Origin of the sequence: Mesorhizobium sp. M7A.F.Ca.US.002.01.1.1 (assembly GCF_004022955.1) — a bacterium.
Taxonomy (GTDB): domain Bacteria; phylum Pseudomonadota; class Alphaproteobacteria; order Rhizobiales; family Rhizobiaceae; genus Mesorhizobium; species Mesorhizobium ciceri.
This window is the reverse complement of sequence record NZ_RZQE01000030.1, coordinates 1-26,911: the sequence shown is the minus strand read 5'-3', so window position 1 is coordinate 26,911 and position 26,911 is coordinate 1. Positions and strand designations below refer to the sequence as shown.

25 protein-coding genes and 1 pseudogene are annotated in these 26,911 nt (G+C 60.9%); 12 read left to right on the top strand and 14 right to left on the bottom strand.

Annotated features, from left to right (window positions below; all coding sequences use genetic code 11):
• Positions 1-499: 499 nt before the first annotated feature.
• A complete protein-coding gene (locus tag EN932_RS05915) occupies positions 500-1,639 on the bottom strand; it encodes a porin (protein ID WP_063169258.1) in 1,140 nt (379 codons plus the stop codon).
• A gap of 681 nt (positions 1,640-2,320) precedes the next feature.
• On the opposite strand from EN932_RS05915, the gene EN932_RS05910 reads away from it, so the two are divergent.
• Together EN932_RS05910 and hemN are read left to right on the top strand one after the other, a co-directional pair.
• Entirely contained in the window at positions 2,321-2,677 is a 357-nt protein-coding gene (locus EN932_RS05910) for a hypothetical protein (RefSeq protein WP_024505577.1), read from the top strand.
• 464 nt (positions 2,678-3,141) lie between these two features.
• Positions 3,142-4,468 (top strand): annotated as a pseudogene (hemN, locus tag EN932_RS05905) (oxygen-independent coproporphyrinogen III oxidase).
• Between the two features lie 234 nt (positions 4,469-4,702).
• Here the strand turns inward: hemN and EN932_RS05900 are convergent.
• The 10 genes from EN932_RS05900 to EN932_RS05855 form a co-directional block, all read right to left on the bottom strand.
• Positions 4,703-6,346 (bottom strand): MFS transporter, encoded by a 1,644-nt coding sequence (locus EN932_RS05900; RefSeq protein WP_063169257.1) that lies wholly within the window; start codon positions 6,344-6,346, stop codon positions 4,703-4,705.
• A 173-nt stretch (positions 6,347-6,519) separates the two neighbouring features.
• Positions 6,520-7,503 (bottom strand): beta-ketoacyl-ACP synthase III, encoded by a 984-nt coding sequence (locus EN932_RS05895; protein ID WP_063169256.1) that lies wholly within the window; start codon positions 7,501-7,503, stop codon positions 6,520-6,522.
• Positions 7,500-8,765 carry an adenosylmethionine--8-amino-7-oxononanoate transaminase gene (locus EN932_RS05890; RefSeq protein ID WP_063169255.1) on the bottom strand — a complete coding sequence of 422 codons (1,266 nt, stop codon included), beginning with the start codon at positions 8,763-8,765 and terminating at the stop codon, positions 7,500-7,502. Before EN932_RS05890 ends, EN932_RS05895 begins: the two co-directional genes overlap by 4 nt.
• Entirely contained in the window at positions 8,765-9,400 is a 636-nt protein-coding gene (gene bioD / locus EN932_RS05885) for a dethiobiotin synthase (protein WP_063169254.1), read from the bottom strand. Before bioD ends, EN932_RS05890 begins: the two co-directional genes overlap by 1 nt.
• The gene (locus EN932_RS05880) at positions 9,397-10,536 is read right to left on the bottom strand and encodes an 8-amino-7-oxononanoate synthase (protein WP_024505572.1); all 1,140 of its coding nucleotides are present in this window, start codon (positions 10,534-10,536) and stop codon (positions 9,397-9,399) included. Before EN932_RS05880 ends, bioD begins: the two co-directional genes overlap by 4 nt.
• Positions 10,533-11,501 carry a biotin synthase BioB gene (gene bioB, locus EN932_RS05875; protein WP_224570943.1) on the bottom strand — a complete coding sequence of 323 codons (969 nt, stop codon included), beginning with the start codon at positions 11,499-11,501 and terminating at the stop codon, positions 10,533-10,535. Before bioB ends, EN932_RS05880 begins: the two co-directional genes overlap by 4 nt.
• 174 nt (positions 11,502-11,675) lie before the next feature.
• Positions 11,676-12,557 (bottom strand): carboxylating nicotinate-nucleotide diphosphorylase, encoded by an 882-nt coding sequence (gene nadC, locus EN932_RS05870; protein ID WP_063169252.1) that lies wholly within the window; start codon positions 12,555-12,557, stop codon positions 11,676-11,678.
• 1 nt (position 12,558) lies between these two features.
• Positions 12,559-14,100, bottom strand: a complete 1,542-nt coding sequence (locus EN932_RS05865; RefSeq protein WP_063169251.1) for an L-aspartate oxidase — start codon at positions 14,098-14,100, stop codon at positions 12,559-12,561.
• Positions 14,097-15,071: a quinolinate synthase NadA gene (gene nadA, locus EN932_RS05860; RefSeq protein WP_063169250.1), complete on the bottom strand. Its 975-nt coding sequence runs from the start codon at positions 15,069-15,071 to the stop codon at positions 14,097-14,099. Before nadA ends, EN932_RS05865 begins: the two co-directional genes overlap by 4 nt.
• Positions 15,072-15,133: 62 nt before the next feature.
• Positions 15,134-16,096: a membrane protein gene (locus tag EN932_RS05855; protein ID WP_024505567.1), complete on the bottom strand. Its 963-nt coding sequence runs from the start codon at positions 16,094-16,096 to the stop codon at positions 15,134-15,136.
• Between the two features lie 171 nt (positions 16,097-16,267).
• Here EN932_RS05855 and panB point away from each other — a divergent pair, with 171 nt between their 5' ends.
• The 4 genes from panB to EN932_RS05835 all read left to right on the top strand — a co-directional run bounded on the left by panB (position 16,268) and on the right by EN932_RS05835 (position 19,552).
• On the top strand, positions 16,268-17,104 hold the full coding sequence (panB, locus tag EN932_RS05850; protein WP_063169249.1) for a 3-methyl-2-oxobutanoate hydroxymethyltransferase: 837 nt from the start codon (positions 16,268-16,270) through the stop codon (positions 17,102-17,104).
• The gene (gene panC, locus EN932_RS05845; RefSeq protein WP_063169248.1) at positions 17,101-18,009 is read left to right on the top strand and encodes a pantoate--beta-alanine ligase; all 909 of its coding nucleotides are present in this window, start codon (positions 17,101-17,103) and stop codon (positions 18,007-18,009) included. The genes panB and panC overlap by 4 nt, the downstream gene beginning before the upstream one ends.
• Positions 18,010-18,107: 98 nt before the next feature.
• A complete protein-coding gene (locus EN932_RS05840; RefSeq protein ID WP_063169247.1) occupies positions 18,108-18,827 on the top strand; it encodes a LuxR family transcriptional regulator in 720 nt (239 codons plus the stop codon).
• Between the two features lie 92 nt (positions 18,828-18,919).
• Complete coding sequence (locus EN932_RS05835) at positions 18,920-19,552, top strand: acyl-homoserine-lactone synthase (RefSeq protein WP_063169246.1); 633 nt, start codon at positions 18,920-18,922, stop codon at positions 19,550-19,552.
• 365 nt (positions 19,553-19,917) lie between these two features.
• Here EN932_RS05835 and EN932_RS38730 read toward each other — a convergent pair whose 3' ends face one another.
• A complete protein-coding gene (locus EN932_RS38730) occupies positions 19,918-20,166 on the bottom strand; it encodes a DUF6074 family protein (protein ID WP_063169245.1) in 249 nt (82 codons plus the stop codon).
• Positions 20,167-20,765: 599 nt separating this feature from the next.
• Between EN932_RS38730 and EN932_RS05825 the strand changes: the two genes are divergently transcribed.
• The 3 genes from EN932_RS05825 (at position 20,766) to EN932_RS05820 (ending at position 21,783) form a co-directional block, all read left to right on the top strand.
• Positions 20,766-21,236, top strand: coding sequence for a hypothetical protein (locus EN932_RS05825; protein WP_224570941.1), 471 nt, complete (start codon positions 20,766-20,768; stop codon positions 21,234-21,236).
• Entirely contained in the window at positions 21,229-21,363 is a 135-nt protein-coding gene (locus EN932_RS39465; protein WP_256754986.1) for a hypothetical protein, read from the top strand. Before EN932_RS05825 ends, EN932_RS39465 begins: the two co-directional genes overlap by 8 nt.
• Before the next feature lie 174 nt (positions 21,364-21,537).
• Positions 21,538-21,783 carry a hypothetical protein gene (locus EN932_RS05820; RefSeq protein ID WP_063169243.1) on the top strand — a complete coding sequence of 82 codons (246 nt, stop codon included), beginning with the start codon at positions 21,538-21,540 and terminating at the stop codon, positions 21,781-21,783.
• Positions 21,784-21,972: 189 nt separating this feature from the next.
• On the opposite strand, the gene EN932_RS05815 is transcribed toward EN932_RS05820, so the two are convergent.
• On the bottom strand, positions 21,973-22,362 hold the full coding sequence (locus tag EN932_RS05815; RefSeq protein ID WP_024505560.1) for a hypothetical protein: 390 nt from the start codon (positions 22,360-22,362) through the stop codon (positions 21,973-21,975).
• Between the two features lie 706 nt (positions 22,363-23,068).
• Between EN932_RS05815 and EN932_RS05810 the strand changes: the two genes are divergently transcribed.
• The 3 genes from EN932_RS05810 to EN932_RS05800 all read left to right on the top strand — a co-directional run bounded on the left by EN932_RS05810 (position 23,069) and on the right by EN932_RS05800 (position 26,473).
• Positions 23,069-24,283 carry a cation:dicarboxylase symporter family transporter gene (locus tag EN932_RS05810; RefSeq protein ID WP_210326676.1) on the top strand — a complete coding sequence of 405 codons (1,215 nt, stop codon included), beginning with the start codon at positions 23,069-23,071 and terminating at the stop codon, positions 24,281-24,283.
• Between the two features lie 150 nt (positions 24,284-24,433).
• Entirely contained in the window at positions 24,434-24,739 is a 306-nt protein-coding gene (locus EN932_RS38725; protein WP_126057771.1) for a thioredoxin domain-containing protein, read from the top strand.
• 732 nt (positions 24,740-25,471) lie between these two features.
• Positions 25,472-26,473: a zincin-like metallopeptidase domain-containing protein gene (locus tag EN932_RS05800; RefSeq protein WP_063169241.1), complete on the top strand. Its 1,002-nt coding sequence runs from the start codon at positions 25,472-25,474 to the stop codon at positions 26,471-26,473.
• 157 nt (positions 26,474-26,630) lie between these two features.
• Here EN932_RS05800 and EN932_RS05795 read toward each other — a convergent pair.
• A partial coding sequence (locus EN932_RS05795) for a TCP-1/cpn60 chaperonin family protein (protein ID WP_281061520.1) occupies positions 26,631-26,911 on the bottom strand: 281 nt, incomplete at its 5' end.

Below are 26,911 nucleotides of genomic sequence, written 5' to 3'. Positions count from 1 at the left end.
ACGCAGCGGTGTGAGACGGGCATTCTTGTGGATGTTCATTCGGACCCTCCGATGGATGCTGAAGCGTGGTAACTCCAGTCTCCTCGGTCCGGTCCGAATGGACAACCTCTCGAAAGCTCACACCTAGGATGGGTGCTGCCACGCGGCTCGGACTCAGCGTGCATTATCACGTAAATGTTGAGAGAATGAATGGCGCCGCGAAGGGCAATTCCAGCCGTCCAAAGCGACAGGCGTGTCGCGGCCTCGACATTGCAGTGGCGCTTACCTAACACGGCCTCACACTGCCCTCTAAACGGCCCCGAATTTGAACTGACGGCCCCTGGCCGGTTCATCGGGCAGGTCAAGGGCTAGGTGTAGTACACAGGGCTCATAACTTTCAGTTTCTAGTTGGTACGATGGGCCGTGGACGGTCGATGCAGACTTCAAGATGGCGAACGAAGCTCTCCATGCGTGCGTTGTCGAGGCAAGTGCCTTTGCCATGCTCGCGACTGGAGAGATTTCAAAATGAGCCTTGTAAGCGGAGAATGCCGCCGACGCTGTTCGGCTTGCTCGTGCCCTTGACGGCGGTAGGCTCGGCAGGGCCGAGGCCAGAGTTGCCGTAGTGGTCGTAATCGACCTCGGCTGTGACCGTGAAGCCGGGAACGACCATGTAGGCGACGTTTGCAGCCACACCAGCATCCTTGAGCTGATCACCCGAGACCTGAAGGTTGAACGAAGTTTTCTCGTCAAACTCGTAGGTGGCGCCCGCCCAGAAAGCCCACTGGCCGTTCCAGATTTTGTACGAGCCGCGCCCATGATTGGCAATTGCGCCGTTTGAGTCCTCGTTGAGACTGGCATTGGAACCGTAGCCGAAGAGTCCAAACAGCGACAGCTGGTTTGTGACAGCGACGTCGACGCGGATCTTGCCGGCAAAAGCTTCGTAATTGCTGTCATAAGCCGCGACGCCGATGATCGAGCCCCAGCCTTGCGTGTATTTCAAGCCGGCGACAACGTGCGGAATATAGCTGTCGATAGTACCGGCTGAGCCCGATCCTTGTTCGAGCGAAATCACAGTCGAAATGCCGTTGCCGGCGTCGAAGTGGTACTGAGCCACGTTGGTGTCGAAGCCGGCCGACGGAACGAGCATACTATCGAGAACGTTGCCAGCGTAGCTTGCAAACGTATCGAAGGCCGACCCCTCCTTGCCAACTCGCAGGCCTCCCAGCTCGACCCAGGCAGAAGCCAGTGCGAGGCCGCTGTTGAAATCATAGTTCTGAGGACTGTCATGCGAGTTAGCGCTGTTGCCAAAATTCACCTGGGTTTCGGTATAGGTCGTCAACGCGCCGAGCTCGGTCTGCTGGCCGGTCCAAGTTTTGAACGTGAAGCGTGTGCTGTTTCGCCAAGTGCCTTGGTCCTCGCCAGTTCTCACGTCCGAGGTTCTTGCGCTGTCATACGATCGGACGTCACCCAGGCCGATATCGTAACGGACATAGCCGCCGATGCGCAGGCAGGTCTCGGTGTTGGGAATATAGGAATATCCCGAGCCGAGGACGTCGCAGATCTTGATGTACTCGGCCGGTTCCCGCTCGGCGCCAGCTGCTCGACCGACGGAAATGGTCATCAGAGCAGTTAAGCCGAGAAGAGGACTCTTGATGTACATGTCTAGATCTCCATGAAGGAATAAAAAGGATAGAGGCGAAAGAGCAAGCTTTTCCTCTAAATTTTGTGCGTGTTGTCTCCAATATGTGGACGCCAAAGCGCTTGACACGAGAGGTGAGCCAGCGTAAAAGCCACATGTACTTATAATAGTGTTTTCTGCTAGGAGATTCATTATCGTTTACATGTGAAACACTCCGGTCGGACCGCTGCAGCTCTCCGAATAGAGCAGCAAGCGACATGCCAACCTGAAGCGTAGATGCGGCCGACACCAAAATCGGGCCGACGCGCCTTCGTCTCGCTGGAATCACTTTTTTTGAGGGTCACTGCGAAAAGAAATGTGCGACACGGTTCGCCATGTTCGATATGTGACAGTCTCGTTTAACAGCGACGGCTTCCCGTCTGACCGCAACGGAGGCCGCGCCATCCGCTACCGAGAAGGATCACTGCGCGTACGCTCCGCAAGGGCTGCGCCAGGAACAGAGGGCGTGCACGTCCGAGGCGTCGCATGGTGGCCGCAGCACCTTTTCGCCGCTGTAAGTTCGCCGTGCAGGTACATTGCGCGGCCGGAAGCGAGAGGGAGCGCACCCTGAAACGGCTGCCTACGGCTCGCCTCGAGTAATTGGCGATGAACAGTATTCTCGAGAACTTAGTCTCGACGGAAAGAGCAACGAAAGGAAGCCGCTTGGACGAGCACGATCCGAAGGAAGAACCGATCGAGACCATTTTCCGCAACGGCACAATCACTGCCGTGGGTATCCTGCTTGCCTTTTCCCTCGGCTTCCTCACTCATTGGGCCGCGAACCCCTTGCCATGGCAACTCTACGATCTGTTCGCCGTAGTGCCGATCCTGCTCGGCATCGCACTGCAGATGAGAGCGCTGTCCATGCTGCTCGACATGAGTTCCTTGCGGCGCCCCATCTACGAACGCGCCAATCGCATTTTCATGGTCGGCCTCATCCAGACCGCGTGTGGCGTCGGCATGGCCATCTTGGTCGATCTTTTCGGGATATCGGTAGGGGGCACGCTGCCCGGCGCTTGACGACAAGCCACACCGCTCTTCGCTCGAAGCGACGTCAAGCCGGGGAACCTTGTGCACCCCCTAGCGGCGTCCTCCTTTCATCAAATGAGCCGACGTCAGCTTTAGAGCGTCTCGGTGGCTAAAGCCGGTATGGTTTTTCGGCCGGCAGGGAAGGCCGCTGGCTGGACCTGGATGGCGTCTGAACGAGGCTTGACAGGTCCGTTGCGTCGGACATGAATTTCGCATTGCAAAGTTCTTCCGCAGACGCCTCAAGCACACTGCACTGGCGTCACGTACTCAGACGTTGAATGCGGCACCGCACCATCACCTCAGGCGCAACCATGGCACGCGCGCTCCCCGGCGTGGTTGACCCCATCCTGTCCAAACGAGACTGCGACATAAGCGGGACGCACTGACTTAGGTCAGAGACCAGGACGAGCGCGCAACGAAAGAATGATGGATGAGCGACGTGGGATGACAGCTCCTTGCACACCTCAATCCTGACAAAGTACCGGGACCCCCGGCCGCCTTGGTATACCATCTATCCGACTGTGCCAGACTTCTCTGCGGCAGTTGGTGCTGACGATTATGAGGAATGGCTGGGGGGCCTCCCGGCCGACGAATCGGTGTCGCTCTATTTCCACATTCCGTTTTGCCGATCCATGTGCTGGTATTGCGGCTTCCCTACCGCGGTCATCCGTCGCAACGGCCCGATCCTTAATTATTTAGCGGTGCTGCGTCAGGAGATCAGTTTGGTGTCGGAGCAAGTGCGGCAAGGGCTGCCGGTGAGCGATGTGCATTTCGGCGGCGGAACGCCTCACCTTATCGGGCCAGCCGAGCACTTGGCGCTGATGGAATTTCTACGCCGCCACTTCGCTTTCAGCAAAACTGCTGCGATCGCCGTGGAGATCGATCCCCGAACGTTCACACCGGAAATGGCCGAAGCCCTGGCAGCTAACGGTGTCAACCGCGCGAGCATCGGATGCAGAGCTTTGATCCCGATGTGCAAAGGCGATCAATCGGATCCAGAGTAAGGTGCAGACGGCCGCTGCAGTCCAAAATCTCCGCCGGCATGGCGTTGGCCATATCAACTTCGACCTCATCTTCGGTCTACCGAAACAGACTGTGCAGTCCTGCATCCAGACCGCGATGGCTGCGGTCGCCATGCGCCCCAACCGGCTTGCGGTGTTCGGATACGCGCATATTCCTTCCGTGATAAAGAATCAGCGCCTAATCGAGCAGGCAGGTCTACCGGACGGCGATCTTCGCGCCGAACAGGCTGCAACTGTCGCCGAGACACTGGTTGGCGCTGGCTACCGGGAGATCGGGCTCGATCATTTCGCTCCGCCGGACGACGAACTTGCGCTAGCGCCAGAAGACCGGGCGCCTACGGCGTAATTCGCTGGGATACTCGGCCGATACTTGCAAAACGTGATCGGCTTCGGCGCGTCGGCTATTGGCCGAGTCCGCGAGGGGTATGTTCAGAACGAAGTAACACGGGATTCTTACGCCCGGCACATCGCAAGTGGACGTCTGGCGACATCAAAGGGTCACCGTCTGACCGACGATGACCGGGTGCGCGCAGCGATCATCGAGCGACTGATGTGCGATTTGGAGGCCGACGTGCCGACCATCTGTGCCGCCCACGAAATCGAACCAGCTCGTTTTCTCGATTCAGTTGAGAGTTTGGTGACGCTGGCTGAGGAGGGGATCCTGGACGTCGAAAACGGCTTCATCCGCGTGCGGCCGGAGCACCGCTTTGTTGTTCGCGCCGTTGCTGCTGCATTCGATGCTTTTCTCGCGAATCGATGAGTTGAGGCCACGACGCCGAAAGGCATCAGACCTTGTTTGGCGCTCGTCGGCATGGGCTCTCGCAGAAGACTCCGCAAGCGTATGCAGGGGACTTCCACTTGACGCCGCGTTCACCATCATCTCGCCTGGGTGCGCGCGAAAGCGCACAACCCGGAGCACGCTGCTCTCGGTGTGAGGCTGTGCTCTGCAAAGCACCGGTGATCCACCCTGTCCCTGGACAGCAGCTTGATGGCGTCATCTTGGAGGACGAGAAAAGATTGTCGAGGTACGGGTACGAATTGCCTCGGTCGTCCGTTCAATCGAAAGCACTGTCTGCGGAGGCACCTCTCCTTCATGCAGTGACAGGAGATGCTGGGCGACTTCCTTATCTGCTGCGGTGAGTCGATGATTTAGGCGGAGAAAGTCCATCCAGGTGGGGGTGCGGAATGTCTCCGTCCAAAGTGACGGTGTTTGCAGATTTCGCTGGAGCGTCCAGTTTCGTGCACCGGCACGGCTCTGGACGTGTCGCCGCGTGCGCATGGAGCCCAGAAAGGCCTCGATATTTTCCTCCGATATCAAATACTCGACCTTGGCCACGATAGGGCCACTTCTGGGTTTCAGATCGAGAGCCACGTCCGGCGGATGAAAAACTGAACTTTCTTGATCGGTTTCTTCCCAGGGACGGACCGGCAACACGATCCCCGCTGCTGCAACCAGCAACAGAGCGCCTGCGGCGCCCTCCAATGCTGAGGTCAAGGAATAGTTTTGCGCGACAGAACCCCAGATCCAGCTGCCAGCAGCCATACCGCCTGCGCTCAAGGCGTAGTAAATGGAGAGCGTGCGGCCTACAACCCACCTTGGGCTTGCCAACTGCACCGACACGTCAATGCCCGTCCAGGTGATAAGCCAACCCGCTCCGCCGAGCGCCAGCGAAATGGCCGCCACAGGAAGCGACGATGTAAGGGCAAGGGAGAGGCAACAGACTGCACAAGCCACAGAGGCGAAGGCCACCAGCCTGTTTTGAGACGTGACCTTCCTCAAGAAGCCGTTGCCCATACCCGCGATGAAAGCACCCATGCCGAAGCCGGCCAATAAGATACCGTAGACAATTGGCCCACTCTTCAACTGATCCCGGACGACGAGGGGGAGCAACGCCAGAATGGAGATGCTTGCCAACCCGAAAAGAGCGGCTCGGGCGGTCGCTGCCCTGATCTCCAAAGACATCGCCGTAAAGCGCACTCCGTCATGAATTGCCGTCGTCATTCTCTCACGAGGGAGAGGCGAAGAGCGGACCTCCCATTTGGTGCGCCATATCGCGCTTATGGGCGCCAGATCACTCACCGCAGCCAAGGCGAAAGCGGCCAGCGGCCCAAAGACGGCCAGGATCACGCCCCCCAAGGCTGGACCAACGCTGCGCACAATGTTGTATCCGACGGACATAAGCGTCACTGCGGCCGGAATGTCGCGTTTGTGAAGGATATCGCCGACCGAAGCGTGCCAAGCCGGATCATTCAAGGCAAAGCCGCAGCCGGCCAGGAAACCTAACCCGAGAATCAGCCAAGGACTGACAAATCCCAGACCCACAGAAATCATCAGCGTCGTCGACGCCGATGCTATCAGGCAGTGTCCCGCAAACATCACCCACCGGCGGCTGAAGTTGTCGGCAATGGCTCCGGCGAAAACTGAGAGGAAGAACACCGGCAATGTGGATGCGGCCTGGACGAGTGCCACCATGAGGTCGGACGCTGAAATCGTTGCCATAAGCCAACTGATGGCGACCGTTTGCACTAGCCAACCGAGGCTGGAAATCTGGGTGGCCGCCCAAATTGAGCGAAACACCTTGTTTCGAAATGGGGCGAGCGTCTTTGAAACGGGCGGTTGGGGATTTTCGCTCTGCATGAGGTATTGCTGGCCTTCGATGAGCGCTGCGATTTGAGCAAGCGGGTCGATACTTAGACATCGCGGAGCACCGCACGGACCCCAGCTCTATGGAGCTTGCCGGCGACTATTTGCGTATTGAGCCATTCTCATAGTCTCATTCATGAGCAGTCCTGTGCGCAAGCATTGCTTTGCTAAATTCCCACCACAAGCGCGCCGCCGCTGAGACCCGCACCCGCTGCCGCCAAGAGGACTTTCTCGCCAGGCCGAAACGGCTGCGCCCGATGGGCCAGCGACAATGAGAGCGGGATCGTCGCGGCGGAAGAGTTGCCATATTCGGCGATCGTCTTGACGATCGAGTGATCAGCGATGCCGAGGTTCCTGCCGACCGCGTCGAAAATGCGCGCATTGGCCTGATGCGGCACGAAACGATCGAGGTCTTGCGGCCTCAGTCGGGCAGCAGTGAGCGCATCTCTCGAGCAGGCGGTCATCATCTCCACGGCCTTGCTGAATACTTCACGGCCGTCAGTGATCGTCATCCGTGTCTGCGCGAGGTCGAGGTCGGCATGGAACGGAGTGTTGCTTCCCCCGGCGGGAATCTGGATTAGCCCGTAGCGCGAGCCGTCGGAATCCACCGAAGCGCCGAGAATGCCTCGATCCGGGTCATCGCAAGGACTGATCACCATGGCGCCGGCGGCATCGGCAAACAGCACGGCGCTGGCGCGCTCGGCCAAATTGATGCGGTGGCTGAGGATGTTGGCGGCGATGACAAGGCTCGCTTTGCCGTGCAGGCGGGTGAACCCGTCGGCGAACATCAGCGCATAGATGAAGCCGGCGCAGGCGCCGGTCAGGTCGATCGCTCCGGCGCGGCCTAGCCCCAGCCGATGTGCGACCAGCGGCGCGCTTGGCGGCAGAAGGTGATCGGGCGTCGACGTGGCGAGCAAGAGTAGACCGACGTCGCCGCGGTCGATACCGGCATTGGTCAGCGCCATGTCGCCGGCAGAGGCGGCAAGGCCCGACAGCGTGTCTTCGTCTGTTGCCCAGAAGCGCGAGCGAATTCCGGTGCGCCGCTCGATCCAGCCGGGCTCAAGCCCGAGCCGGTCTTCGATTTCCGGGTTCTCGACCTTGCGCGTCGGCGCATGATGGCCGAAGCCGAGAACGCGCGACGATAGGTTCATGGCCGCGAGCCGAAGCGTTCGCCGGCCTCCTCTATCGCGTCATAGAGCCCGTCCAATTCGTCGCTGGTGATGCAATAGGGCGGCAGAAGATAGAGGACATTGCCGAGCGGGCGCACCAACAGGCCGCGCTCAAGGAAAAAAGCGCGCAGTTTTGGCCCGATCTCGGCCAGATAACCGGCTGAGCCGGTGCGTAGGTCGAGTGCCGCGATGGTGCCGGTTGTCCGGCAGTCGGTGAAATATGGATTGTCCCGGAAGCGTTGCAGCCCCGCGGCCTGCCTCGCGCTCAAGACCGCGATCCGCTCGGCCACCGGCTCGTCACGCCAGATCTCGACATTGGCAAGTGCTGCCGCGCAGGCGATCGGATTGGCGGTGTAGGAGCTCGAATGGAAAAACGTCTTCTTGCGATCCTCCGAAAAGTGAGCGTGGAAGATGGCATCGGTGGCGATCGTGGCGGCCAGCGGGATGGTACCACCGGTCAGACCTTTCGAGGTGCACAAGATGTCGGGCGAGACGGACGCCTGTTCGCAGGCAAACATGGTTCCGGTGCGCCCCCAGCCGGTCATCACTTCATCGGCGATCACGAGCGTGCCGGAGGCTTCGGCGATCCTCTTCAATTCGGCAAGAACCCAGGCCGGATACATCAGCATGCCGCCGGCGCCAAGCACCAGCGGCTCGACGATCAGCGCGGCTGCGCGCCGGTCGCGGCTAACGGCCTCGAACCGATCCAGCGTTTCCTGCTCGCGCCCGGCGGCCGGGAAGGGGATGGTGTCGACCTCGAACAGCAAAGGCTCATAGGCGGCGTTGAAGACGCCACGGGCGCCGACGCTCATCGTGCCGATGGTGTCGCCATGATAGCTGTGCTCCATGACGGCGATGCGCGAACGCGACGCGCCGATGTTACGGAAATAGCCGAGCGCCATCTTCAGCGCGACTTCGACTGAGGTCGAGCCACTGTCGGAATAGAACACCCGGTGGAGGCCGGCGGGTGCGATGCCTACAAGCGCCTCGGCCAGCCGTTCGGCCGGCTCGTGGGTGAAGCCCGCGAAGATGATCTGGTCGAGGCTCGAGGCGGTCGTCTCGATGGCCTTCATGATGCGGGGGTGGCGATGGCCATGGGTGACGACCCACCAGGAAGAAATCGCATCGAGGATGCGGAAGCCGTCGGCCTTGTGGAGATAGGCGCCTTCAGTCAGCACGATTTCAGGGAGCGAGGGCTCTAGCGCGTGCTGCGTGAACGGATGCCAGACTCGAGACTCCGCCATCAGTCGCCTCCGGCAATCATGGCCAGGTCGAAGCCGGAAATCATTGCATCTCTCAACGTTTCACCCGTCAGCGGACCGAGGTGCGGCAGCCTGCCCAGCTGCGGCACGCCGCCGAATTCCACGATTGTCCTTTGTGTATCGGCCACCTCTTCGCCAATGAAGGCAATGCCGATGAGCGGGATGGAGCGGGCTCTCAGGGCCTCGATCGACAACAGCGTATGATTGATGGTGCCAAGCGCGGTGCGGGCGCACAGTATGACCGGCAGCCGCCATTGTTCGAATATGTCAATGAACCTTGTCTGTCGATTGAGCGGCACCATCAGCCCGCCGGCGCCTTCGATGACGAGCGGTGTCGGCAGGACCGGAAATGAAAGATCGTCGGCCTCGATCGCGACGCCGTCGATTTCGGCTGATCGATGCGGCGACAGCGGCATCGTCAGTCGATAGACTTCGGGCAGCACGCGTCCGTCGGGCAAGCCGGAAAGCCGGGCGACGACCTCGCTGTCGGTCTCCTCGTTGAGGCCCGATTGCACCGGCTTCCAGTAGAAGCCGTCGAGCAGCCCGGCAAGTCCGGCCGAAAACACTGTCTTGCCAATTCCAGTGTCTGTTCCGGTGACGACGATGCGTTTGGTCATGCTGTGGCCAACACTCCGACGAGAGCCTCGACCATGGCGGAAATGTCGGCTTCGTCGACGTTGAGAGTCAGCGAAATGCGCAGGCGCGACGTACCCTCAGGCACTGTCGGCGGGCGAATGCCGCGTATGTCGAAGCCGCGTGCCTGCAGTCCTGCCGCCACCGCCATGGTGCGGCTGTTATCGCCGATCACAAGCGGCTGGATCTGCGAGCCGCTGGGCATCACGCCGCAGCGTTCGGCCAATTGCCGGCTCGCGAAAGCGACACGCTCGTGCAACTGAGCACGACGCATAGGCTCGTCAGACAGAATAGTCAGCGCCTCACGTGCCGCGACTGCCATCAGCGGCGATGGTGCGGTCGCATAGATGAATGGCCGGCACCGGTTGATAAGATAGTCGCACAGTGTTCGCGGTCCGGTAACGAGCGCGCCGGATGCGCCAAGCGCCTTGCCGCATGTGTGGAGCGTGACGATGTTGTCGCGGCCTTCATACGCGGCGGCCAGTCCCCGGCCGTCCGGTCCCCAGACGCCGGTGGCATGCGCTTCATCGACGACGATGAATGCCTGGTACCGATCAGCCAGCGCGACCAGGCTCTCCATCGGCGCACGGTCGCCATCCATGCTGTAAAGGCTTTCGAAGGCGATCCACACCCGCCCCATGCCGCCTTCGGCGCGCCAGCGGGTGATTGCGTCCTCGACAGCGTCGACGTCGTTGTGCGCGGCCAGCTTGAACTCAGCGCGCCCGGCCTGGGCACCCTCATGCATGCTGGCATGAGCGAGCTCGTCGAGGACCAGCAGGTCGCCTTTCTGCGGCAGGGCCGTCAGCAGAGCGAAGTTGGCGATATAGCCGCTGCCGAAGAACAGTGCACGCTCGGCTCCGAAAAATGCCGCTGCGTCCGCCTCCAGTTGCTCATGTTCCGGTGCATTGCCGCGCAACAGCCGCGATCCGGTGGCGCCCACTGGCGTGCCCCGCGCAATCGCCGTCGAAACCGCATCGCCCAGTCTTTTGGAGGCGGCAAGTCCGATATAGTCGTTCGACGAGAAGTCGAGCCCGGCGCGCGGTGCGAGCGTCCGCAACCGGTCCTTGCGCCCCAGTCCCCGCAAGGTTGCGTCATAGCGGGCAAGAATTGCCTCCTTCATTGCGTGGCGAGTTCCATAGGCTCAATGCCGAGGCGCCGGAACAGAAGGGTATCCTTGTCCTCGCCGGGATTTCCCGCCGTCAGCAGCGTGTCGCCGACAAAGATCGAATTGGCGCCGGCAAAGAAGCACAGCGCCTGCGTTTCGTCGCTCATCGCCGTCCTGCCGGCGGACAGCCTTACATAGGATTTCGGCATCATCACCCGCGCGAGCGCAACGATGCGGACGAAATCGATCGGATCGATGGCGTCGGCCGCGGCAAGCGGCGTGCCTTCGATGGGAATAAGCATGTTGATCGGCACGCTTTCCGGCGGCTCGGGCAGGTTCGCGAGCGTGACCAGCATGTCGATGCGATCGGTCTTTTCTTCTCCCATCCCGACAATGCCGCCGCAGCAGACTTTCATCCCAACCGCGCGCACGTGCCCAAGCGTTTTCAGCCGGTCGGCAAAAGTCCTGGTTGAAATAACCTCGCCATAGTAGCGCTCAGAGGTATCGATGTTGTGGTTATAGTAGTCGAGACCGGCCTGCTTCAGGCGAGCAGCTTGCTCAAGATCGAGCATGCCGAGCGTCATGCAGGTCTCCATGCCGAGGGCCTTGACGCCCTCAATCATGGCGACCACAACGTCCATGTCGCGCTCCTTGGGACTTCGCCACGCCGCGCCCATGCAATAGCGCGTTGCGCCGCCATCACGCGCCTTGGCCGCTTCGTCGATGACATGCTTGACGTCCACCAGCTTCGACGCCTTCACACCGGTTTCGTAATGCGCAGACTGGCTGCAATAGCCGCAATCTTCGGGGCACCCGCCGGTCTTGATGCTAAGGAGCCGCGACAGCTGCACTCGGTTTCGATCGAAGTTCTGGCGGTGGATCGTCTGAGCCAGGAACAGCAGATCGTTGAATGGCATGCCGTAGATGGCCTCGGCCTCTTTGCGGTTCCATCGCGGAGGCGTTCCGTCGACCGATTGCATGGTCTGGTTCACGTCGAACTCCGAGTTCATTCCAATCGTCATCGTCAAACCTTTGTTTGCTAGTCCGGTACGCCTTCTTGGCTTTGGGGCGCACTCGCTAAAGGCGAGCTGCGGCACGTCTTTCCAGCACCTCCTACGCCTGCCGAGCTGATGTTGCTCCTCACGCCGTAATCCTCAGTTCAAGTGCTTGCAGATGTTCTGGTGGTCCGGCATGTCCAGGCCGATGTCGAGGATCGGGGCGCTGTGCGTCAGCCAACCCATGGAGATGAGATCGACACCGGTCGCCGCAATCGCCGCCGCCGTTTTCGGCATCACCCGACCGGACGCCTCGGTGATCGTACGGCCATCCACTATAGAAACCGCGCGGGCAAGATCCTCGACCGACATATTGTCGAGCAGCACCGCGTCAACACCAATCGCGAGCGCTGCATCGAGCTGCTTCAGCGTGTCGACCTCGACCTCGACCTTCACCATATGCCCTGCTGCGGCGCGCGCCCGCTCTATTGCTGTGCGCATATCGCCGGCGATCGCGATGTGGTTGTCCTTTATGAGCACGCCGTCATCGAGGCCGAACCGGTGATTGGCACCGCCGCCGACGCGCACGGCGTATTTCTCCAATGCCCGCAGCCCGGGCGTCGTCTTTCGCGTCGATACAATCCTCGCCTTGTGACCGCGCACGGCCTCAACCATGGCCGCTGTGGCAGTGGCAATGCCGCTCAGCCGGCATAAGAAATTGAGGGCCGTGCGTTCGGCCGTGAGCAGGCCTCGTGCGGGTCCGGACAATCTTGCAATGGTTTCCCCGGCCCCAACCTCGCTGCCATCAGGGCGCCAGATCTGGATGTTGATCGCCGGTTCCACGAGAAGGAAGGCATACGAGACCAGATCGAGCCCGGCAACGACGCCCGCCTGCCTCGCTTTGAGCACCAACGTGGCAGTGCAATCATACGGGATAACCGCATCGGTGGTCAGGTCGCCGGATCTGCCCAGGTCTTCGAGGAGCGCAACGCGCACAATCGGTTCGATCAGGGTCGCGGGGAGGGGGGAGAATGAAGTCATATCAAGTGCTCCGTATGGTAGCCCGGCAATCGAGTGCGGCCGCGGCCCGCATTGCGCTGTGCAGTGTCAGCCGTGATGGGCGCACGTTGGCATCGTGGAGCGGGAAATCGGACCGACAGTGCGCGCCTCGACTCTCTTCCCGCCTCAGGGCCGCCGCGGCGATCATCAGTGAGACCAAAGCCGGACCAGAGGCAGCGACACTATTGGCTGCGATCGGCAGCAGGGTCGCCACCGCTTCGCGCATTGCCTCGCCGTCGCGGATGATACCCAGGGCGGCGGAGACAATCGGGCGGACCACGGAAGCGTCTGGTCGTGGAGGGACGAATGTGGAGCATCTGCGCGGTCGCCGGGTATACGACGTGCCGGCAACGCTTTCGGCAACCCAGCTCGCGGTGACCGCCGCTTCGGTGAGCGAGTTGCTGGCCAGGCGGTTGGCGCCGTGCAGGCCGGTACAGGCCACCTCACCGCAGGCCCACAATCCCTCGATGGAGCTGCGGCCGGCGCTGTCTACGGCGACGCCGCCCATGTGATAATGTGCCGCCGGGCGCACCGGGATCAGGTCGGTCGCTGGGTCGATTCCTGCGCTCCGGCACAATTCGGCGATGCCTGGAAAACGCTTGCCAAATCTCGGGCCGAGACTTTGCCGTGCGTCCAGGAATACGCGGCGTCCAACGGCAAGCTGGTGCCAAATGGCGCGCGCTACGACGTCGCGAGGCGCAAGTTCACCGCCAGGTGTGTCGGCGAGGAAGCGCTCTCCTCGCTCATCGATGAGCACCGCGCCTTCGCCACGCACGGCTTCGCTCACCAGCGGCATCGGCCGGCGCGGACCGTCGAGCGCAGTTGGATGGAACTGTATGAATTCCAAGTCGGCGAGTTCCGCCCCCGCCCATGCGGCGAGCGCCAGCCCGTGACCCCATGAGCCAGCGGGGTTTGTCGTGTCGCAAAACAGCCCGCCGACGCCGCCGGTCGCCAGCACCGCGCGACGCGTGGGCAGAGCGAGCGCGCCGGCTCGTCCTGCTGCGACCACGGCGATGACCGACCCGTCCTGCACGACCAGCCGGCGGACCTCCACATTTTCGATAATGGTGATCGAGGCTGTACGCCGAACCGCGGCGACGAGCGCGCGCACCAACTCGCGACCGGTGGCGTCGCCGGCTGCATGCACAATCCGCCGTCGCGAGTGTGCCGCCTCGAGCCCAAGTCGCAACGCGCGGTCAGGGTGCTGGTCGAAGTCGACGCCGAACCTTTGGATCGTCCTAATCGCTTCGGGTGCAGCTCGTACCACTCGCCGCACCGTGGCCTCATCGCAGAGTCCGTCGCCGGCAGCTATCGTGTCGCAAAGGTGAAAATCTGGGCCGTCGTCGCCCCCGAGACTTGCCGCAAGACCGCCCTGGGCAAGTTCACTGCAGGCTCCGGTTCCAAGCGGCGCGTTGGTCAAAAGCACGACCGGTTCCGGCGCCAGATGAAGCGCCGTCATCAGGCCGGCAATGCCGCCGCCGATGACGACCGGCGCCCCCGCGATTTCGCGAACCTCCAGACTCATAGGGAAAGCATGCGCTCGACCGCGCGGCGGGCGGGGCCGGCAATTTCGGGATCAATCCGGACCTCATGCCGGTTCTGCTCGAGTGCGGCGCGAATGTTGGCCAGGTTGATGCGCTTCATGTGCGGGCACAGATTGCATGGGCGAACGAACTCGACGTCGGGATGCGCGACCGCGACGTTGTCGCTCATCGAACATTCGGTCAGAAGGACGACACGCTTCGGTTTCTCACGCTCGACATAATCCGACATCGCCGCGGTCGAGCCGGAGAACTCCGCCTCCGCGACAACGTCTGGTGGGCATTCTGGATGGGCCAGCACGATGACGCCTGGATGGGCATCGCGCAGTTCCCGGATGTCTGCTGCGGTGAAGCGCTCATGCACCTCGCAATGGCCTTTCCAGGCGATGATCTCGACGTCTGTATCGGCTGCCACGTTCCTCGCCAGATATTCGTCCGGGAGCATCAGCACACGCGCCACGCCAAGCGATTCCACCACCGCCTTGGCGTTGCCGGACGTGCAGCAGATGTCGGACTCCGCTTTTACGGCGGCGGAAGTGTTGACGTAAGTAACAACGGGGACCCCCGGATACCGCAGCCGCATTAGCCGCACGTCGTTTGCCGTGATCGATTCGGCCAGCGAGCAGCCGGCGCGGAGATCCGGGATGAGCACGGTCTTGTTCGGATTGAGCAGTTTTGCCGTCTCGGCCATGAAATGAACGCCGGCAACCACGATGATGTCGGCGTCGACCGTCACCGCCTTGTGGGCCAACGCCAGGCTGTCGCCGACGATGTCTGCCACGCAATGAAAAATTTCGGGCGTCTGGTAATTGTGCGCCAGCACCACCGCATTGCGCTCACGCTTCAGCGCTAAGATGGCTTCAATATCGCCGGCGAACGCGGGCCATTCAACGGGTGGGATCACCCGCCGGACACGCTCATACAAGGACGCAGCCATAGGTAACGCCCCAGTCATTGGCGCCTCGATTATATTCGGTTTGACAATAAGGGAATATATCTACCTTGACTATAAGTATGTCAAGCCCGCGCCAGCGGTAATTTTGTCCCGGCGATAGCCCTGTCGTCGAGGACGGCATGCCGGAAGCGATAAAGCTTCGCCGGTCGGCCGCCCGTGTCGAGGGAGGTCTCCCCGGTCTCCTCAACAAGTTCCTGCTGCTCGACCAATCTCCGGAAGTTCGGCTTGTTGATCAGCCTGCCAGCCAAAGCTTCCACGGTTCGCTGCAGTTGCAGCAGCGTGAAGGAAGGCCGCATAAGCTCGAACACGACCGGCCGGTATTTGATCTTCGAACGCAGCCGCGCGATCCCGGTTGCCAGAATACGACGGTGGTCAGCGACCATTGGTTTGCCAGCCGCGGCCGCAATCGCGTCCCTGCCGCCACCGGCCTCCTCAATCAGAGCAGCTTCATAGAGCAACTCGTAGCGTTGGAGCGTGAGTTCCTCGTTCCAATGGCGGTCGTCGAAGCCGAAGGCTATCGCAGCGCGCTGCCGGCGCTCGCGTTGAGTGGTCGGCTCGCTGGCGCCGCCGGCCCACTCAATCAGGCGGGGCCGCAATCTATCGAGCAGCACAGGCGGCGTGCCGAAGCGGTGGTCCTCCCAGGGAAAATATTCGTACCAACTTTGCCAGCCGCACGCGGCCGAGTTCGTTGCCTGTTCCTTCCTGGTCAATGCGAGATAGCTGATTGAGATGACGCGCTGGTGGCGCTCAGTGCCGATGCGATCGCGATCGGCGAAGGTGTAGAGTTGCTCGATGTATCCAAGTGCATGGCCGGTCTGCTGCTCCACCCACCCCCTCAAACCCGACTGCAGTGATCGATGCTCAAGGGCAAAAGGTCCAGAAGGGAGGGTGTCCGCATGACCGACTGTGAGGACACAGGGCTCACTGTCGTTTACGGCGACCACGACGGCAGTCAGGTCCACTTTGGCTTCGTCAGCTTTGACGGCGGCTTTGCCTTTCTTGGTTCTTCTTGTCTGAGGATCCATGTTTGCGAAAGCGGGTTGGCCCAACGGAGCGCCTTAATCGATTGAATGTAACCTTGGAAGCCAGCACGTCAACACCGGAGTACTCAAGCGCTGTTTTTAGCTCTTCGCAGTCGCACAAAAATATGCCAAACGCGACACCCGCTGTTGGTAACGTAAGGGAAGGGGCCTCGGTTGAGCGCGGCTGGTGAGATAAAAGGGATGACTCCTCCAGATATTCGATCGCGAAAAGGCCAGACGCCACTTGTATGCTTGACGGCCTACACCACGCCGGTCGCGAGGCTGCTCGATCGCCACTGCGACATCGTTCTTGTCGGCGACAGCGTCGGCATGGTGCTGCACGGCCTGTCGTCGACGCTGGGGGTCACGCTCGACATGATGATCATGCACGGACAGGCCGTTCGCCGCGGCCTTGAACACGCGCTGATGGTCGTCGACCTGCCCTTCGGTTCCTACGAGGAAAGCCCAGAGCACGCTTTCGGCAACGCTGCGCGCGTGATGGGTGAGACCGGTTGTTCAGCGGTAAAGATCGAGGGCGGCGAGACCATCGCGGAAACCATCCGCTTCCTTACCGCGCGCGGCGTACCTGTCATGGCCCATGTGGGCCTGACGCCGCAGGCGGTAAACACGTTTGGAGGCTATCGTGTGCAGGGCCGGGGAGCCGATGCAGAGCGGATCAGGCGCGACGCCAGGGCGGTAACTGAAGCTGGCGCCTTCTCCTTGGTGCTGGAAAAGATACCGGAGCAGCTTGCACGGCAGATAACCGCCGATATCGACATACCCACCATCGGCATCGGTGCCTCGCCAGCTTGCGACGGCCAGATTCTGGTGAGCCACGATATGCTCGGGCTCTTCACCTCATTTCGGCCGAAGTTCGTCAAACGCTATGCCGAGCTCGGTGAGCAGGCTGAGGCGGCAATCGCCGCTTACGCCACCGATATGCGGAACCGGCACTTTCCGGCGGTCGAACATCTCTATGTCAACGCCTTGAAGGCCGGTGACTTCACATGAGCGTGCCGATCGCTCGAACCGTGAGCGAGCTGCGCGGCGTCGTTGCGCAATGGCGTCGCTCGGGTGCCACGATCGGTATTGTGCCGACCATGGGAGCCTTGCACGACGGGCATCTGAGCCTCGTGCGGAAGGCGCTCGAAAGGGCCGAGCGGGTGATCGTGACGCTGTTCGTAAACCCCAAGCAGTTCAACAGCCCCGCCGACCTGATTGCCTACCCTCGGACGGAAAGCGACGATGCTGCCAAGCTCGCTCTGCTGGGCACGCATCTGCTCTATGTGCCGGACACAGAGGAAATGTACCAGGTGGGCTTCGCCACGGCCGTTTCAGTGTCCGGCATCAGCGAATGCCTTTGCGGCGCATTCCGGCTCGGCCATTTCAATGGCGTGGCGACGGTCGTGGCCAAGCTCTTCCTGCAGGCCGGCGCTGACTTCGCCTTTTTTGGCGAAAAGGATTTTCAGCAACTTCAGCTTGTCAGGCGCTTGGTCCGGGATCTCGACATTCCGATCACTATTGTGCCCTGTCCGACAGTCCGCGAAGCCGATGGTCTTGCGCTATCGTCGCGTAACGTGCGGCTCTCCCCAGCCCAACGCGCCATTGCCCCAAAACTAGCATCGGTCCTGCTCGATACGGCCGAGCGGCTTGCACGCGGCTCCCCCATCCTGCCTACGCTTGATGAAGCGCGTGCAGCAATTCTGGCTGCCGGCTATCGCGAGCTCGAATACCTGGAGCTTCGCGGAGAAACAGACCTGCAATCGTTAGCAAGCCTTGACCGACCGGCACGCTTGCTTGCTGCGGCTTGGCTTGGCGACACGCGGCTCATCGATAACGTCGCAATATCACCCATCGGTAGTTGGTCAGGTGGGCGGAGCTCTCTCCAATCGGAAGCAGCACAGCAATTGCGGTGATGACGGCGGCGCGTCGTATGCCCTGCAGGGACAGGCCATCATTTAGAACCACGTCTCCGTCGGCTTCCAGCAACCTCCGCGAGGTACGCTAAGCGCAGATGCATCGCGTATTTGAAACCTTGGTCGAGCAACTCTCTGCAAGCGTCGATGCCGTCGATCTCCATGAGGCAATGGCGTCCGCCGCAGCCGGGTTCGACTTTCCGCTCTTCGCTTATTTCACCTACCCATCCGCTTCCGGCGACAGGCCGCGATTGATCTCGAATTATCCATCATCATGGACATCACATTACCTGCAACAGCGCTACCACAGCGTGGATCCCGTGATCCTGCGGGGACTGCGGGGCTGGGATACCTTCGACTGGGGTGTGGACCGCGATCACCGTTATTTGCCGACCTCTCAGCAGGAAGTCCTGGAAAAAGCAGCTGAGTTCGGCATTCGCGGCGGACTGACCATGTCGATGCATGATCATCGCGGCCGGTTCGCCGCACTGACCTTCGCCTCCAACGAGGCGCATCCGCCATTTCTGAGGTCGCTGACGCGCTACGAAAAAGCAATGCAACTGGTTGCGATCAACGTTCATATCCATGCCCGGCGCAGGCTCGCCGAAGATTGCGTGGTAGATGGCATAATGCTCACCCGGCGGGAGTTCGAGTGCCTGAAATGGGCGGCGTGCGGCAAGTCGGCCTGGGATATCAGCCAGATTCTCGGTGTCTCGAAACGCACCGTGACCTTCCATCAGGAAAACGCCAAGGCGAAGCTTGGCGTGCGAACCATCAACCAGGCCGTAGTGCGGATGGCTGCTCGGGCGAGATCCTGATCCTCTCCAAGTCTAGCTGTAAAGGTCTACAGGCTGCATTCATGACGGCTTTGCCCTTCGATTGCGTGGACACATCCCGCACGGAGACGACAATGATGCAGCTGATAACACCCGACTGCTACGCCGAGTTTGCGAGCGAACTCAAGGAAATGCACGGACTTAGGTATCGGGTTTTCAAGAAGCGGCTCGATTGGGAAGTGCAGACCGAAGGCGAAATGGAAACGGACTCGTTTGACAGCCTGAACCCCGTCTACCTGCTTCTCAAGGGGTCCGATTGGCGAACTTGCGGCTGCGTCCGCCTTTTGCCGACCACCGGACCGACAATGTTGCGCGATACGTTTCCGACGCTGCTGGATGAGATGGTGGTCCCTGCGAGTGCCGATATCTGGGAGAGTAGTCGTTTCGCGCTCGATCTCCCTGCGACAGCGCCGAAGGCAGCTGGCGGCCTGGCCCAAGCAACCTACGAGCTCTTCGCGGGGATCATCGAATTCGGCTTGGCCAACAATCTCTCCGGGATCGTAACGGTGACAGATACGCGCATCGAAAGGATCCTTCGTCTCGCGACCTGGCCGTTGTCACGTATCGGACAGCCCAAGCAGGTCGGCAACACCGAGGCAGTCGCCGGCTTCCTCGATATTTCCTACGCCAGTCTCTTGCGCATCCGCTGGAGGGGACGCCTCAACGGGCCGGTGTTGTGGCAACCAGTTCTCATCCAATCGGCATAGCGCCTGCGGATGCTCAGCCGTGACTTGAGTTAAGTCTGCTCACGGCCGCCACCGCCGCCGTGAGGGTGAGCGGACCCGCCCCACGAGCTTTCGACTGTTCCGGTCGATTGGCTCGCGCGGCCGGACTTTGGATTTCCGTAGGCGCAACCCGCAGTCCAGCGTGAGCACGCCAAAATGGCGCCCCTCCGCTTCGTCCAAAGAAGCCAACGTGGCTTCTGAGGTCGTCTTAGAATATTGGACCGGCCGCCGTGAGCGATCGCAACCTCAAAGCTTTGCCGGTATGCCGGTTTGGCCGGACCGTCGGCCAGTCGGAGCAGTCCCCCGATAAGGACCCGAGCTGACGCGCGGTCCAACAGCGCCCGAGCCTATGCTTTGTGCATTACCGTTCGGTTGGCCATGTCGTCCAAGACCGCATGAAGAAGGCTTCCAACCTCCTGCGCAGCGAGCTCTGGCGCAATTCCTACATCGGACAATTGAATGAGCATTTTCTTGGCGGCACAGCGCCAGAACGCGCTCGCCGCCTCGCCGTTCTTGGTCTCGAGGGCCTGGGCGATACTTTCGACCAATATACGTCGCCGATGCAGCGGAAATACGCAAATGTTTGATTCATGCATCAATCACCTCACAGATTCAGTTCCACAAAGAAAAACACCGGCGTCTTCAAAAGAGCCCCGCTAGCGCGGTGACGGTTCGCGGCGACATGACGAGTTCCACTTCCCCATCGACAAGCCATTGGGAGATGAGCCGCCGGACCGCATATCCGGGACCGCACATAAGGTGAACCACCATTGCTCATCCGGCTGCATTTTCCTGGGCCGTTCGACGAGGCGTTCCAGCCGAATTGACGTCCAATGACTTGATCTCTGAAAGGGCAGGGCGGTACGAATCACCCGACTGTTCCGCTGCTTACATTCCTGCGAGCTTGTGTATGAACGATTAAAGCGTGCCCGAGCCGTTCTTGGTGGCCGCCGCAGAAGGGAATCATGTCATCCGCTGCCTATCGTAGGCGGCGCGACTTCTAGCATGACTGCACTGCCCCGACAGGGCTTTGCAATCGCGCGTTTCGAAGCCTATGCTTTGGCATCGGCCGGCATTTACTTCGGTGCAGCCGACAGTAAGACGTACGCGCTCTTGCCCCGTTGGAAGAGAGCCTTGCCCGATCCCTCTTTCGCGACCAGGTGCTGAAGCCCTCACCCCGCAGGACTTCGCGCTTTTGCGACCATCGCTGCATCACGTCGAACCGGGCATCAAGGACAAGTTGGAGGTCGCGCATCAGCCGATCAAGAACGTATATTTTCCCGAGAGGGGCATCGCGTCGGTGGTCGCCACCATGACCGGCGGGCGGCAAGGTGAAGTCGGCATTGTCGGCTATGACGGGATGAAAGGAATTGCCGTCATTCTCGGAAAGGAAAGCACTACCTGGCGCCTGCCGGTTGAAAACCTTCGCCCTGCGATTAGCCCGTCGCTTCGCACCTCAGTGCTGGACTATGCCCACGCGTTCCTCGTCCAATCATGCCGGACGGCACTGGTCAATGGCCACTCCAAGGTCGAAGAACGGCTGGCCCGCTGGCAGCTGATGGTCCACGACCGTGCGGAAGGAGATAAGATCCTCCCGACGCATGAATTTCTGGCGACCATGCTCGCGCCCACCGCCCGGGGTCACCACGGCCCTGCAAATGCTTGAGTATCGAGGACTGGTGCACGCCAAGCGCGGCGAGATCACGATCATCGACCGTGCCGGATTGATAAAGCTCACACATGGCGCTTATGACAAGGAGGAGCAGCGTTATTTCGGCCTGGCCGCTGCCTGAAGCATGTCGGTTGAAACGGGTTCAGCCGACGTCTCCTTGCCCCTCACCAGGTCGCCCAAAAGCATCAGCGGTTTTGAACGAATCGCAGCGATTGTCCGCAATCGGACATAGGCTTGAAGGCGGTCGAATTCGTGCCATAAGTCGGGTTGGTCAGGGTTCAGGGAGGAATTCGTCATGACCAATTCGTTTCACACCGTCACCGTCGAAAAAGCCGCAGAAGCCTATGTCCTTTCCAGGGGAAGGGTCCGCTTTCTCTCCATGGCGCAGGCGATCCGCGCCATCCGAACACTAATGCCGGCATGCAAGGCCACCGACCGCGAGTTGGAGGAACTGTTGGCGGCCGCTTCCTTCGTTCATGGCGTGCCCGTCGCCTTCGACACAAAAACAGCCGATGGTGTAGAACCACGGCTGCATTCCTAAGAGGGCATGCCGCGCCATGCAGACTGTCAGAGGGCATTCGTCAGATGGTAGTCCGCTAACTTAACTGCAGAGTCTAAAGGACGTGTTCCAGCATTGCGAACTCACCGATCGCTTTGTTGCCAAAGCTGCCAGCAAGCGATCGCCTCATCCAGCCGTTTGCACCATCTCATCACAGACATCATCGCGATGCTACCTGTCCAGCATATGTCCAGCATTTCGCAAGGCGGCCAGAAGGAGCCTCGCATAGCCTGTGACATCGATCTGGGCCTGCATCGAAAGGGGCATGCTGGTCCAGTTCTCCAACGGTGCAATGAAAGGTGAGAAGGTGCCATTGACAAGGCAACAACAGCTAACAAGGCCCTCTCGGTCCAATGCCACCACACCGATCTTGTCGCCTGGATATCCAATGGCTGCGACTCGCTGGACCTCCAGGTCACCGTCCACCCGCACGTCAAAAAGAAGGCTACCACGGCTCCTCGTGGCTATCTCAGCCGCCTTCTCATCAAAGCTTGAAGAGAGCAAGCGGACGCTTTCCACCGCCATCTGGAAAATCACCAAATCCAGTTCATTCACGGCCATATGGGCATTTCCGCGCAACGGGTGGTGATTGCAATGACACATACTGCTTGTTCACAGATGTCGGTCACGAACGATCATTCGTCGGGTTCCGGTTCCGACCAACGGTGTCGCCACCTGATCGTGCTGCGGTTCGAACCTTCCGAACGCGAGCCGAGCGCGCTATGAGGTTGGAGTCTAGGTCTCGGACCCTGCCTCGCGGCCTGCTCATCTTTGGCAGACCCGTTGCAACGCCGCCGCGATGGCGCAAACGCCAGATGACGCTGATCCATCGCTTGATCGTGAACTGAGCTTCTGAACACCATTGGGACAGCAGGGTGGAAGGGCTTGACCAACGCTGCCCCCGTTTTCCAAGAGGACCCGTCCTCGATTGAATCTTTCGAGCCCCGTGCAGCGCGCAGCCAAATGATGACCATCTGGACCCAGCTCGCAGACCGCAAGGCAAAGAGGGAACCTTCCAGGCAGCCAAGCTGCGTCGACGCAAAGAGCGGCCTTTGGAGTTCCCAGAATCGACCCTTCCATAGTTGCGACAGGCAACCACTGCACGAGTGTGGGAGAGCGAATCGCAAGCATTGCGTGAGGTCCTGCGCGTTTTCCCCTCTTGCTATTTGGCACATCGTTTGCGCCGAAGTGGGCGCAGCGTTCGACCGGAGCACTGCATGGGAGAGGGAGGAGCCCCACCCCGATCCGGTCAAGGAGAGAGACGGTGTTGGTTCCAAGAGTTCCCCGCGCGATCTTAGCGCCCCGCAAGCGCCATTTTGCCCGGACCTACGTGCAGGTACTTGCCGCCATAATCCTGGGTGCCGCAATCGGCTATTTCCATTTGGAGACCGGCCACAGCCTGAAGCCGCTCTGCGATGCCTTCGTCGATGTCGTCAAGATAATCACCGTACCTGTCATCTTCCTGACAATGGCGACCGGCATTGCCGGCATGAGCGATCTGCAGAAGGTCGGCCGAGTTGCCGCCAAGGCGATGGTTTATTTCCTTACCTTCTCGACGCTAGCACTCCTTGTCGGGCTGATTGTCGCGAATATCGTTCAGCCTGGCGCCGGCCTCAACATCGATCCGGCCTCGCTCGATGTCGAAGCCGTTAAGGGCTATGTGGCCACGGCTCACGAGCAGTCCGTGACCAGCTTCCTGATGAACATCATCCCGTCAACGATTGCCAGTGCCTTCGCGGAAGGCGACATCCTGCAAGTCTTGTTCCTCTCGGTCCTGTTCCTCTCGATCCTGTTCGGCGCGGTCTGCCGCTACAACGGCCGCTCGCTCTTCTCTCTCGTCCGATACATCAAGGACGAGCTGCTGCTCGCAATGTCCTCCTCAGAGGCCGCGCTGGCCTCGCTCATGGAGAAGATGGAAAAGGCCGGCGCCACGCATTCGGTCGTGGGTCTCATTCCATTCAATCTGGACGGCACGAATATGATGCTCGCCGCCCTTTTCATCGCCCAAGCGACGAAAACTGATCTCCCGATCGGCTGCCGGATCCTCATGCTGTTTGTCGCATTGTTCCCTTCGAACGGAACAACCCGCATTACCGGTGCAGGCCTCGTCACAATGGCTGCAACGCTCTTTCTTGTTCCGGCCGCACCGGTCACCTCCGTGGGGCTTATTCTTGGCGTCGATCAGCTTATGTCCGAATGCCACGCGCTGACGGTTTTTCTCCGCAGCGTAGCGGCAACGCTGGCTGTCACCCGGTCCGGGGCGAGCGGGATAAACGACGATTCGGGGAGCGCCTCACTAGCGGACCGTTCAGCGCTCTGGCGGTGGACGGTCAAGTCGCCCGGCGTGGTGAACACAATTCCCCGTGCGAACGACGCTCAGCTATTGGGGTGGACCCGATGGCGCAAAGCCGTATTTGAGAAACCGCCAGATCGCACCGGCACCTGTGCGCCTGTAGCAACTGCGGGGCACGATCAAAACTGACCCATTTTACACCAAAAAGGCGGCCGTTGCTGCCACGCCGTCCATGGATTGGAGACTCATGTCTAAGCCGACTGCCATCACTGTCGCAGCTCTTCTTTTACTCCTCGCCTTGCTGGCGAGCCAATATAGCGCGAACCTGCACCGGCAGGCGTGGTCGACCGACAGGCAAAAGTGGAGCGGCGCATTCGACAACGATCTCCTTCGCCAATCGCCGGCAACCCGCAAGGCGATGCCGTTCTGGTCATATTCAATGACTACCACAACTGTCCGCATTGCAGACTGGCTGATATCAACTACCAAAAAGCCTTCAAGCATGAGCCCAATCTGAAGCTTGTGATCAAACAGTTCCCGGTCCTGGGACCGGATTCCCAATTCCCAGCCTTCGCCGCACTCGCCTCGAGAAAACAGGGAAAGTTCGACGAATTCCACCGCGCCCTTATGATTTCCCCCAGTTGAAGGGTCACTCTCAAGATCGCAGCGCGTGTAGGCCTTGACGTTGAGCAGCTCAAGCGGGAATGCAAGATCCGGCCATCGCAGATGAAATGCGCGCGTCCGCGCACTCGCGAAAGGTCTGCACTTAGACGGTACGCCCGCGTTGGTGGTCGGCGATATAGTGGTCGCCGACCTTGTGGACATGGCCAGCTTGCAACGCTTGCATCGCCGATGCGCGCTCAAAGCGTGCTGGCTCTCGTGCGGGGCAGCATCTGTAGACCGGCCACGCTGTTGTTGCCGGAGCGTGCCGTTTGTGGCAGCTGGCTTTGCTGTCGCTCCTCGTAATCTTGTTGCGGTCATCCAGCTGCCGTGGGCGCCAACAACAATCCTGAGCGCCCGCGCCTGAAGTCGCTGGCCGGGTGCTCGTGAACCGAGCCCGCTTTTCTTCGGCAAGCTCAGGCGGTCTTGGCCCTGCGGCATCGCCCCCTGGCGCGGGGCAGCCTTCGGCTGCTGACGGTCGCCGGCCTGTCGGCCGGCGTCTTTCTATTGTGGCCTTCCCCCTGGCGCAGGGTGGGCAGCACTCCCTTCTAGGCCCGCCGCGGCGTCCCGCAACCCTTCGCTTGTCGCTTTCGGGTCCTCCACTCCGTTCCGGTCCTGCTGATGCAGTCCGCCTCCGACGGCGGGCCTTTCCGGTCGCTTTTGCCGCCCACCCCGCTTCCGGGGAGGGCGCGCGATTGTAGAGCGGAGGACATCACGATGCGTGCAAACAACAAACGTTGCGGCAGCCGACAGGCTGGCGCAGACAGCGGCGGGCGCACCGGCGCCAGCCTTTATCAGGAAATCACCGACCGCATCATTGCCGAACTGGAGCGCGGCACCGTGCCATGGGTCAAGCCGTGGGGCAGGGCAAGGACAGGCCTCGGCCTGCCGCGGAATGCGGCCACCCAGCGCCGATATTCCGGCATCAATATCCTGATCCTGTGGGGCGCGGTCATCGAGCGCGGTTTCCCCAGCCAGAACTGGCTCACCTTCCGGCAGGCGCTTTCGCTTGGCGGCAATGTCAGGAAGGGCGAGCACGGCACCACCATCGTTCACGCTGACCGCTTTGTTCCCAAGAACGAAAAGCAACGCGCCGACACCGATGGCGACGAACCGCAGGCGGTGCCCTTCCTGAAGCGCTTCACCGTCTTCAATGTCGCGCAGTGCGATAATCTGCCCGAACATCTTTACGCCGCCGGCGAGCCTCTGCCTGAGCGCGAGATGGTCCCGCAGGCCGAGGCGCTCATTCATGCAACCGGCGCTGATTTTCGCGTCGGCGGCGAGCGCGCCTTCTACATGCCCGGCAGCGACACCATACAGGTGCCGCCGCAGCCGGCTTTCTTCCACCAGATCGACTATTACCGGACCTGCTTTCACGAGCTTGGCCACTGGACCGGCCACCCGAGGCGACTCGCGCGCGACCTGTCCGGCTCCTTCGGGTCCAACACCTATGCGCGCGAGGAACTGGTCGCCGAAATCGCATCAGCCTTCATCTGCAGCAGTCTCGGCATCGAGCCGACCGTGCGCCATGCCGACTACATCGGCTCATGGCTGACGGTTTTGCGCGAGGACAACCGCGCCATCTTCCGCGCCGCAAGCCATGCCTCGAAAGCCGCCGATTTCCTGCTTGGCCGCAATGTCGATGTCGAAGGCGAGGCACATGCCGAAACCGCCTATGGGAGCGCGCAATCCTCACACGCGACCGCCTTGCGCCTCTGATGACGCAAAGCCGCGCGCAACCAACTCGACAGTTCTTTTGAGGTTGCCCTAACGCCGATGGCCGGCGTTGGCGTCGATCGTTCATCGGACCGAGGTTCGCAAAAAAAGAGGGCGGCATTGATGCCGCCCTCTCGTTGCGAAAGCTGCCAGAGCTGGATTAGAAATCCATGCCGCCCATGCCGCCCATGCCGCCGCCGCCCATGCCGCCAGGCATGCCGCCGCCAGCCGACTCCTTCTTCGGAGCCTCCGCGATCATGGCTTCGGTGGTGACCAGCAGGCCGGCGACCGAGGCCGCGTCCTGAAGAGCCGTACGGACAACCTTGACCGGATCGACGATACCCATGGCGATCATGTCGCCATACTCGCCGGTCTGGGCGTTGTAGCCGAAGGTCGCGCCCTTGTTCTCAAGGATCTTGCCGGCAACGATCGATGCTTCCG

What these genes read in the sequence shown, in the direction of transcription:
- EN932_RS38730 (WP_063169245.1), bottom strand. Translation starts at nt 20,166, where the DNA reads ATGCATGAATCAAACATTTGCGTATTTCCGCTGCATCGGCGACGTATA.
- EN932_RS05835 (WP_063169246.1), top strand. Translation starts at nt 18,920, where the DNA reads ATGATGCAGCTGATAACACCCGACTGCTACGCCGAGTTTGCGAGCGAA.
- nadA (WP_063169250.1), bottom strand. Translation starts at nt 15,071, where the DNA reads ATGACTGGGGCGTTACCTATGGCTGCGTCCTTGTATGAGCGTGTCCGG.
- EN932_RS05890 (WP_063169255.1), bottom strand. Translation starts at nt 8,765, where the DNA reads ATGGCGGAGTCTCGAGTCTGGCATCCGTTCACGCAGCACGCGCTAGAG.
- panC (WP_063169248.1), top strand. Translation starts at nt 17,101, where the DNA reads ATGAGCGTGCCGATCGCTCGAACCGTGAGCGAGCTGCGCGGCGTCGTT.
- EN932_RS05865 (WP_063169251.1), bottom strand. Translation starts at nt 14,100, where the DNA reads ATGAGTCTGGAGGTTCGCGAAATCGCGGGGGCGCCGGTCGTCATCGGC.
- EN932_RS39465 (WP_256754986.1), top strand. Translation starts at nt 21,229, where the DNA reads ATGCTTGAGTATCGAGGACTGGTGCACGCCAAGCGCGGCGAGATCACG.
- nadC (WP_063169252.1), bottom strand. Translation starts at nt 12,557, where the DNA reads ATGACTTCATTCTCCCCCCTCCCCGCGACCCTGATCGAACCGATTGTG.
- EN932_RS05815 (WP_024505560.1), bottom strand. Translation starts at nt 22,362, where the DNA reads ATGGCCGTGAATGAACTGGATTTGGTGATTTTCCAGATGGCGGTGGAA.
- EN932_RS05895 (WP_063169256.1), bottom strand. Translation starts at nt 7,503, where the DNA reads ATGAACCTATCGTCGCGCGTTCTCGGCTTCGGCCATCATGCGCCGACG.
- EN932_RS05800 (WP_063169241.1), top strand. Translation starts at nt 25,472, where the DNA reads ATGCGTGCAAACAACAAACGTTGCGGCAGCCGACAGGCTGGCGCAGAC.
- EN932_RS05915 (WP_063169258.1), bottom strand. Translation starts at nt 1,639, where the DNA reads ATGTACATCAAGAGTCCTCTTCTCGGCTTAACTGCTCTGATGACCATT.
- EN932_RS05880 (WP_024505572.1), bottom strand. Translation starts at nt 10,536, where the DNA reads ATGAAGGAGGCAATTCTTGCCCGCTATGACGCAACCTTGCGGGGACTG.
- EN932_RS05820 (WP_063169243.1), top strand. Translation starts at nt 21,538, where the DNA reads ATGACCAATTCGTTTCACACCGTCACCGTCGAAAAAGCCGCAGAAGCC.
- bioB (WP_224570943.1), bottom strand. Translation starts at nt 11,501, where the DNA reads ATGCAATCGGTCGACGGAACGCCTCCGCGATGGAACCGCAAAGAGGCC.
- EN932_RS05855 (WP_024505567.1), bottom strand. Translation starts at nt 16,096, where the DNA reads ATGGATCCTCAGACAAGAAGAACCAAGAAAGGCAAAGCCGCCGTCAAA.
- bioD (WP_063169254.1), bottom strand. Translation starts at nt 9,400, where the DNA reads ATGACCAAACGCATCGTCGTCACCGGAACAGACACTGGAATTGGCAAG.
- EN932_RS05840 (WP_063169247.1), top strand. Translation starts at nt 18,108, where the DNA reads ATGCATCGCGTATTTGAAACCTTGGTCGAGCAACTCTCTGCAAGCGTC.
- EN932_RS05900 (WP_063169257.1), bottom strand. Translation starts at nt 6,346, where the DNA reads ATGCAGAGCGAAAATCCCCAACCGCCCGTTTCAAAGACGCTCGCCCCA.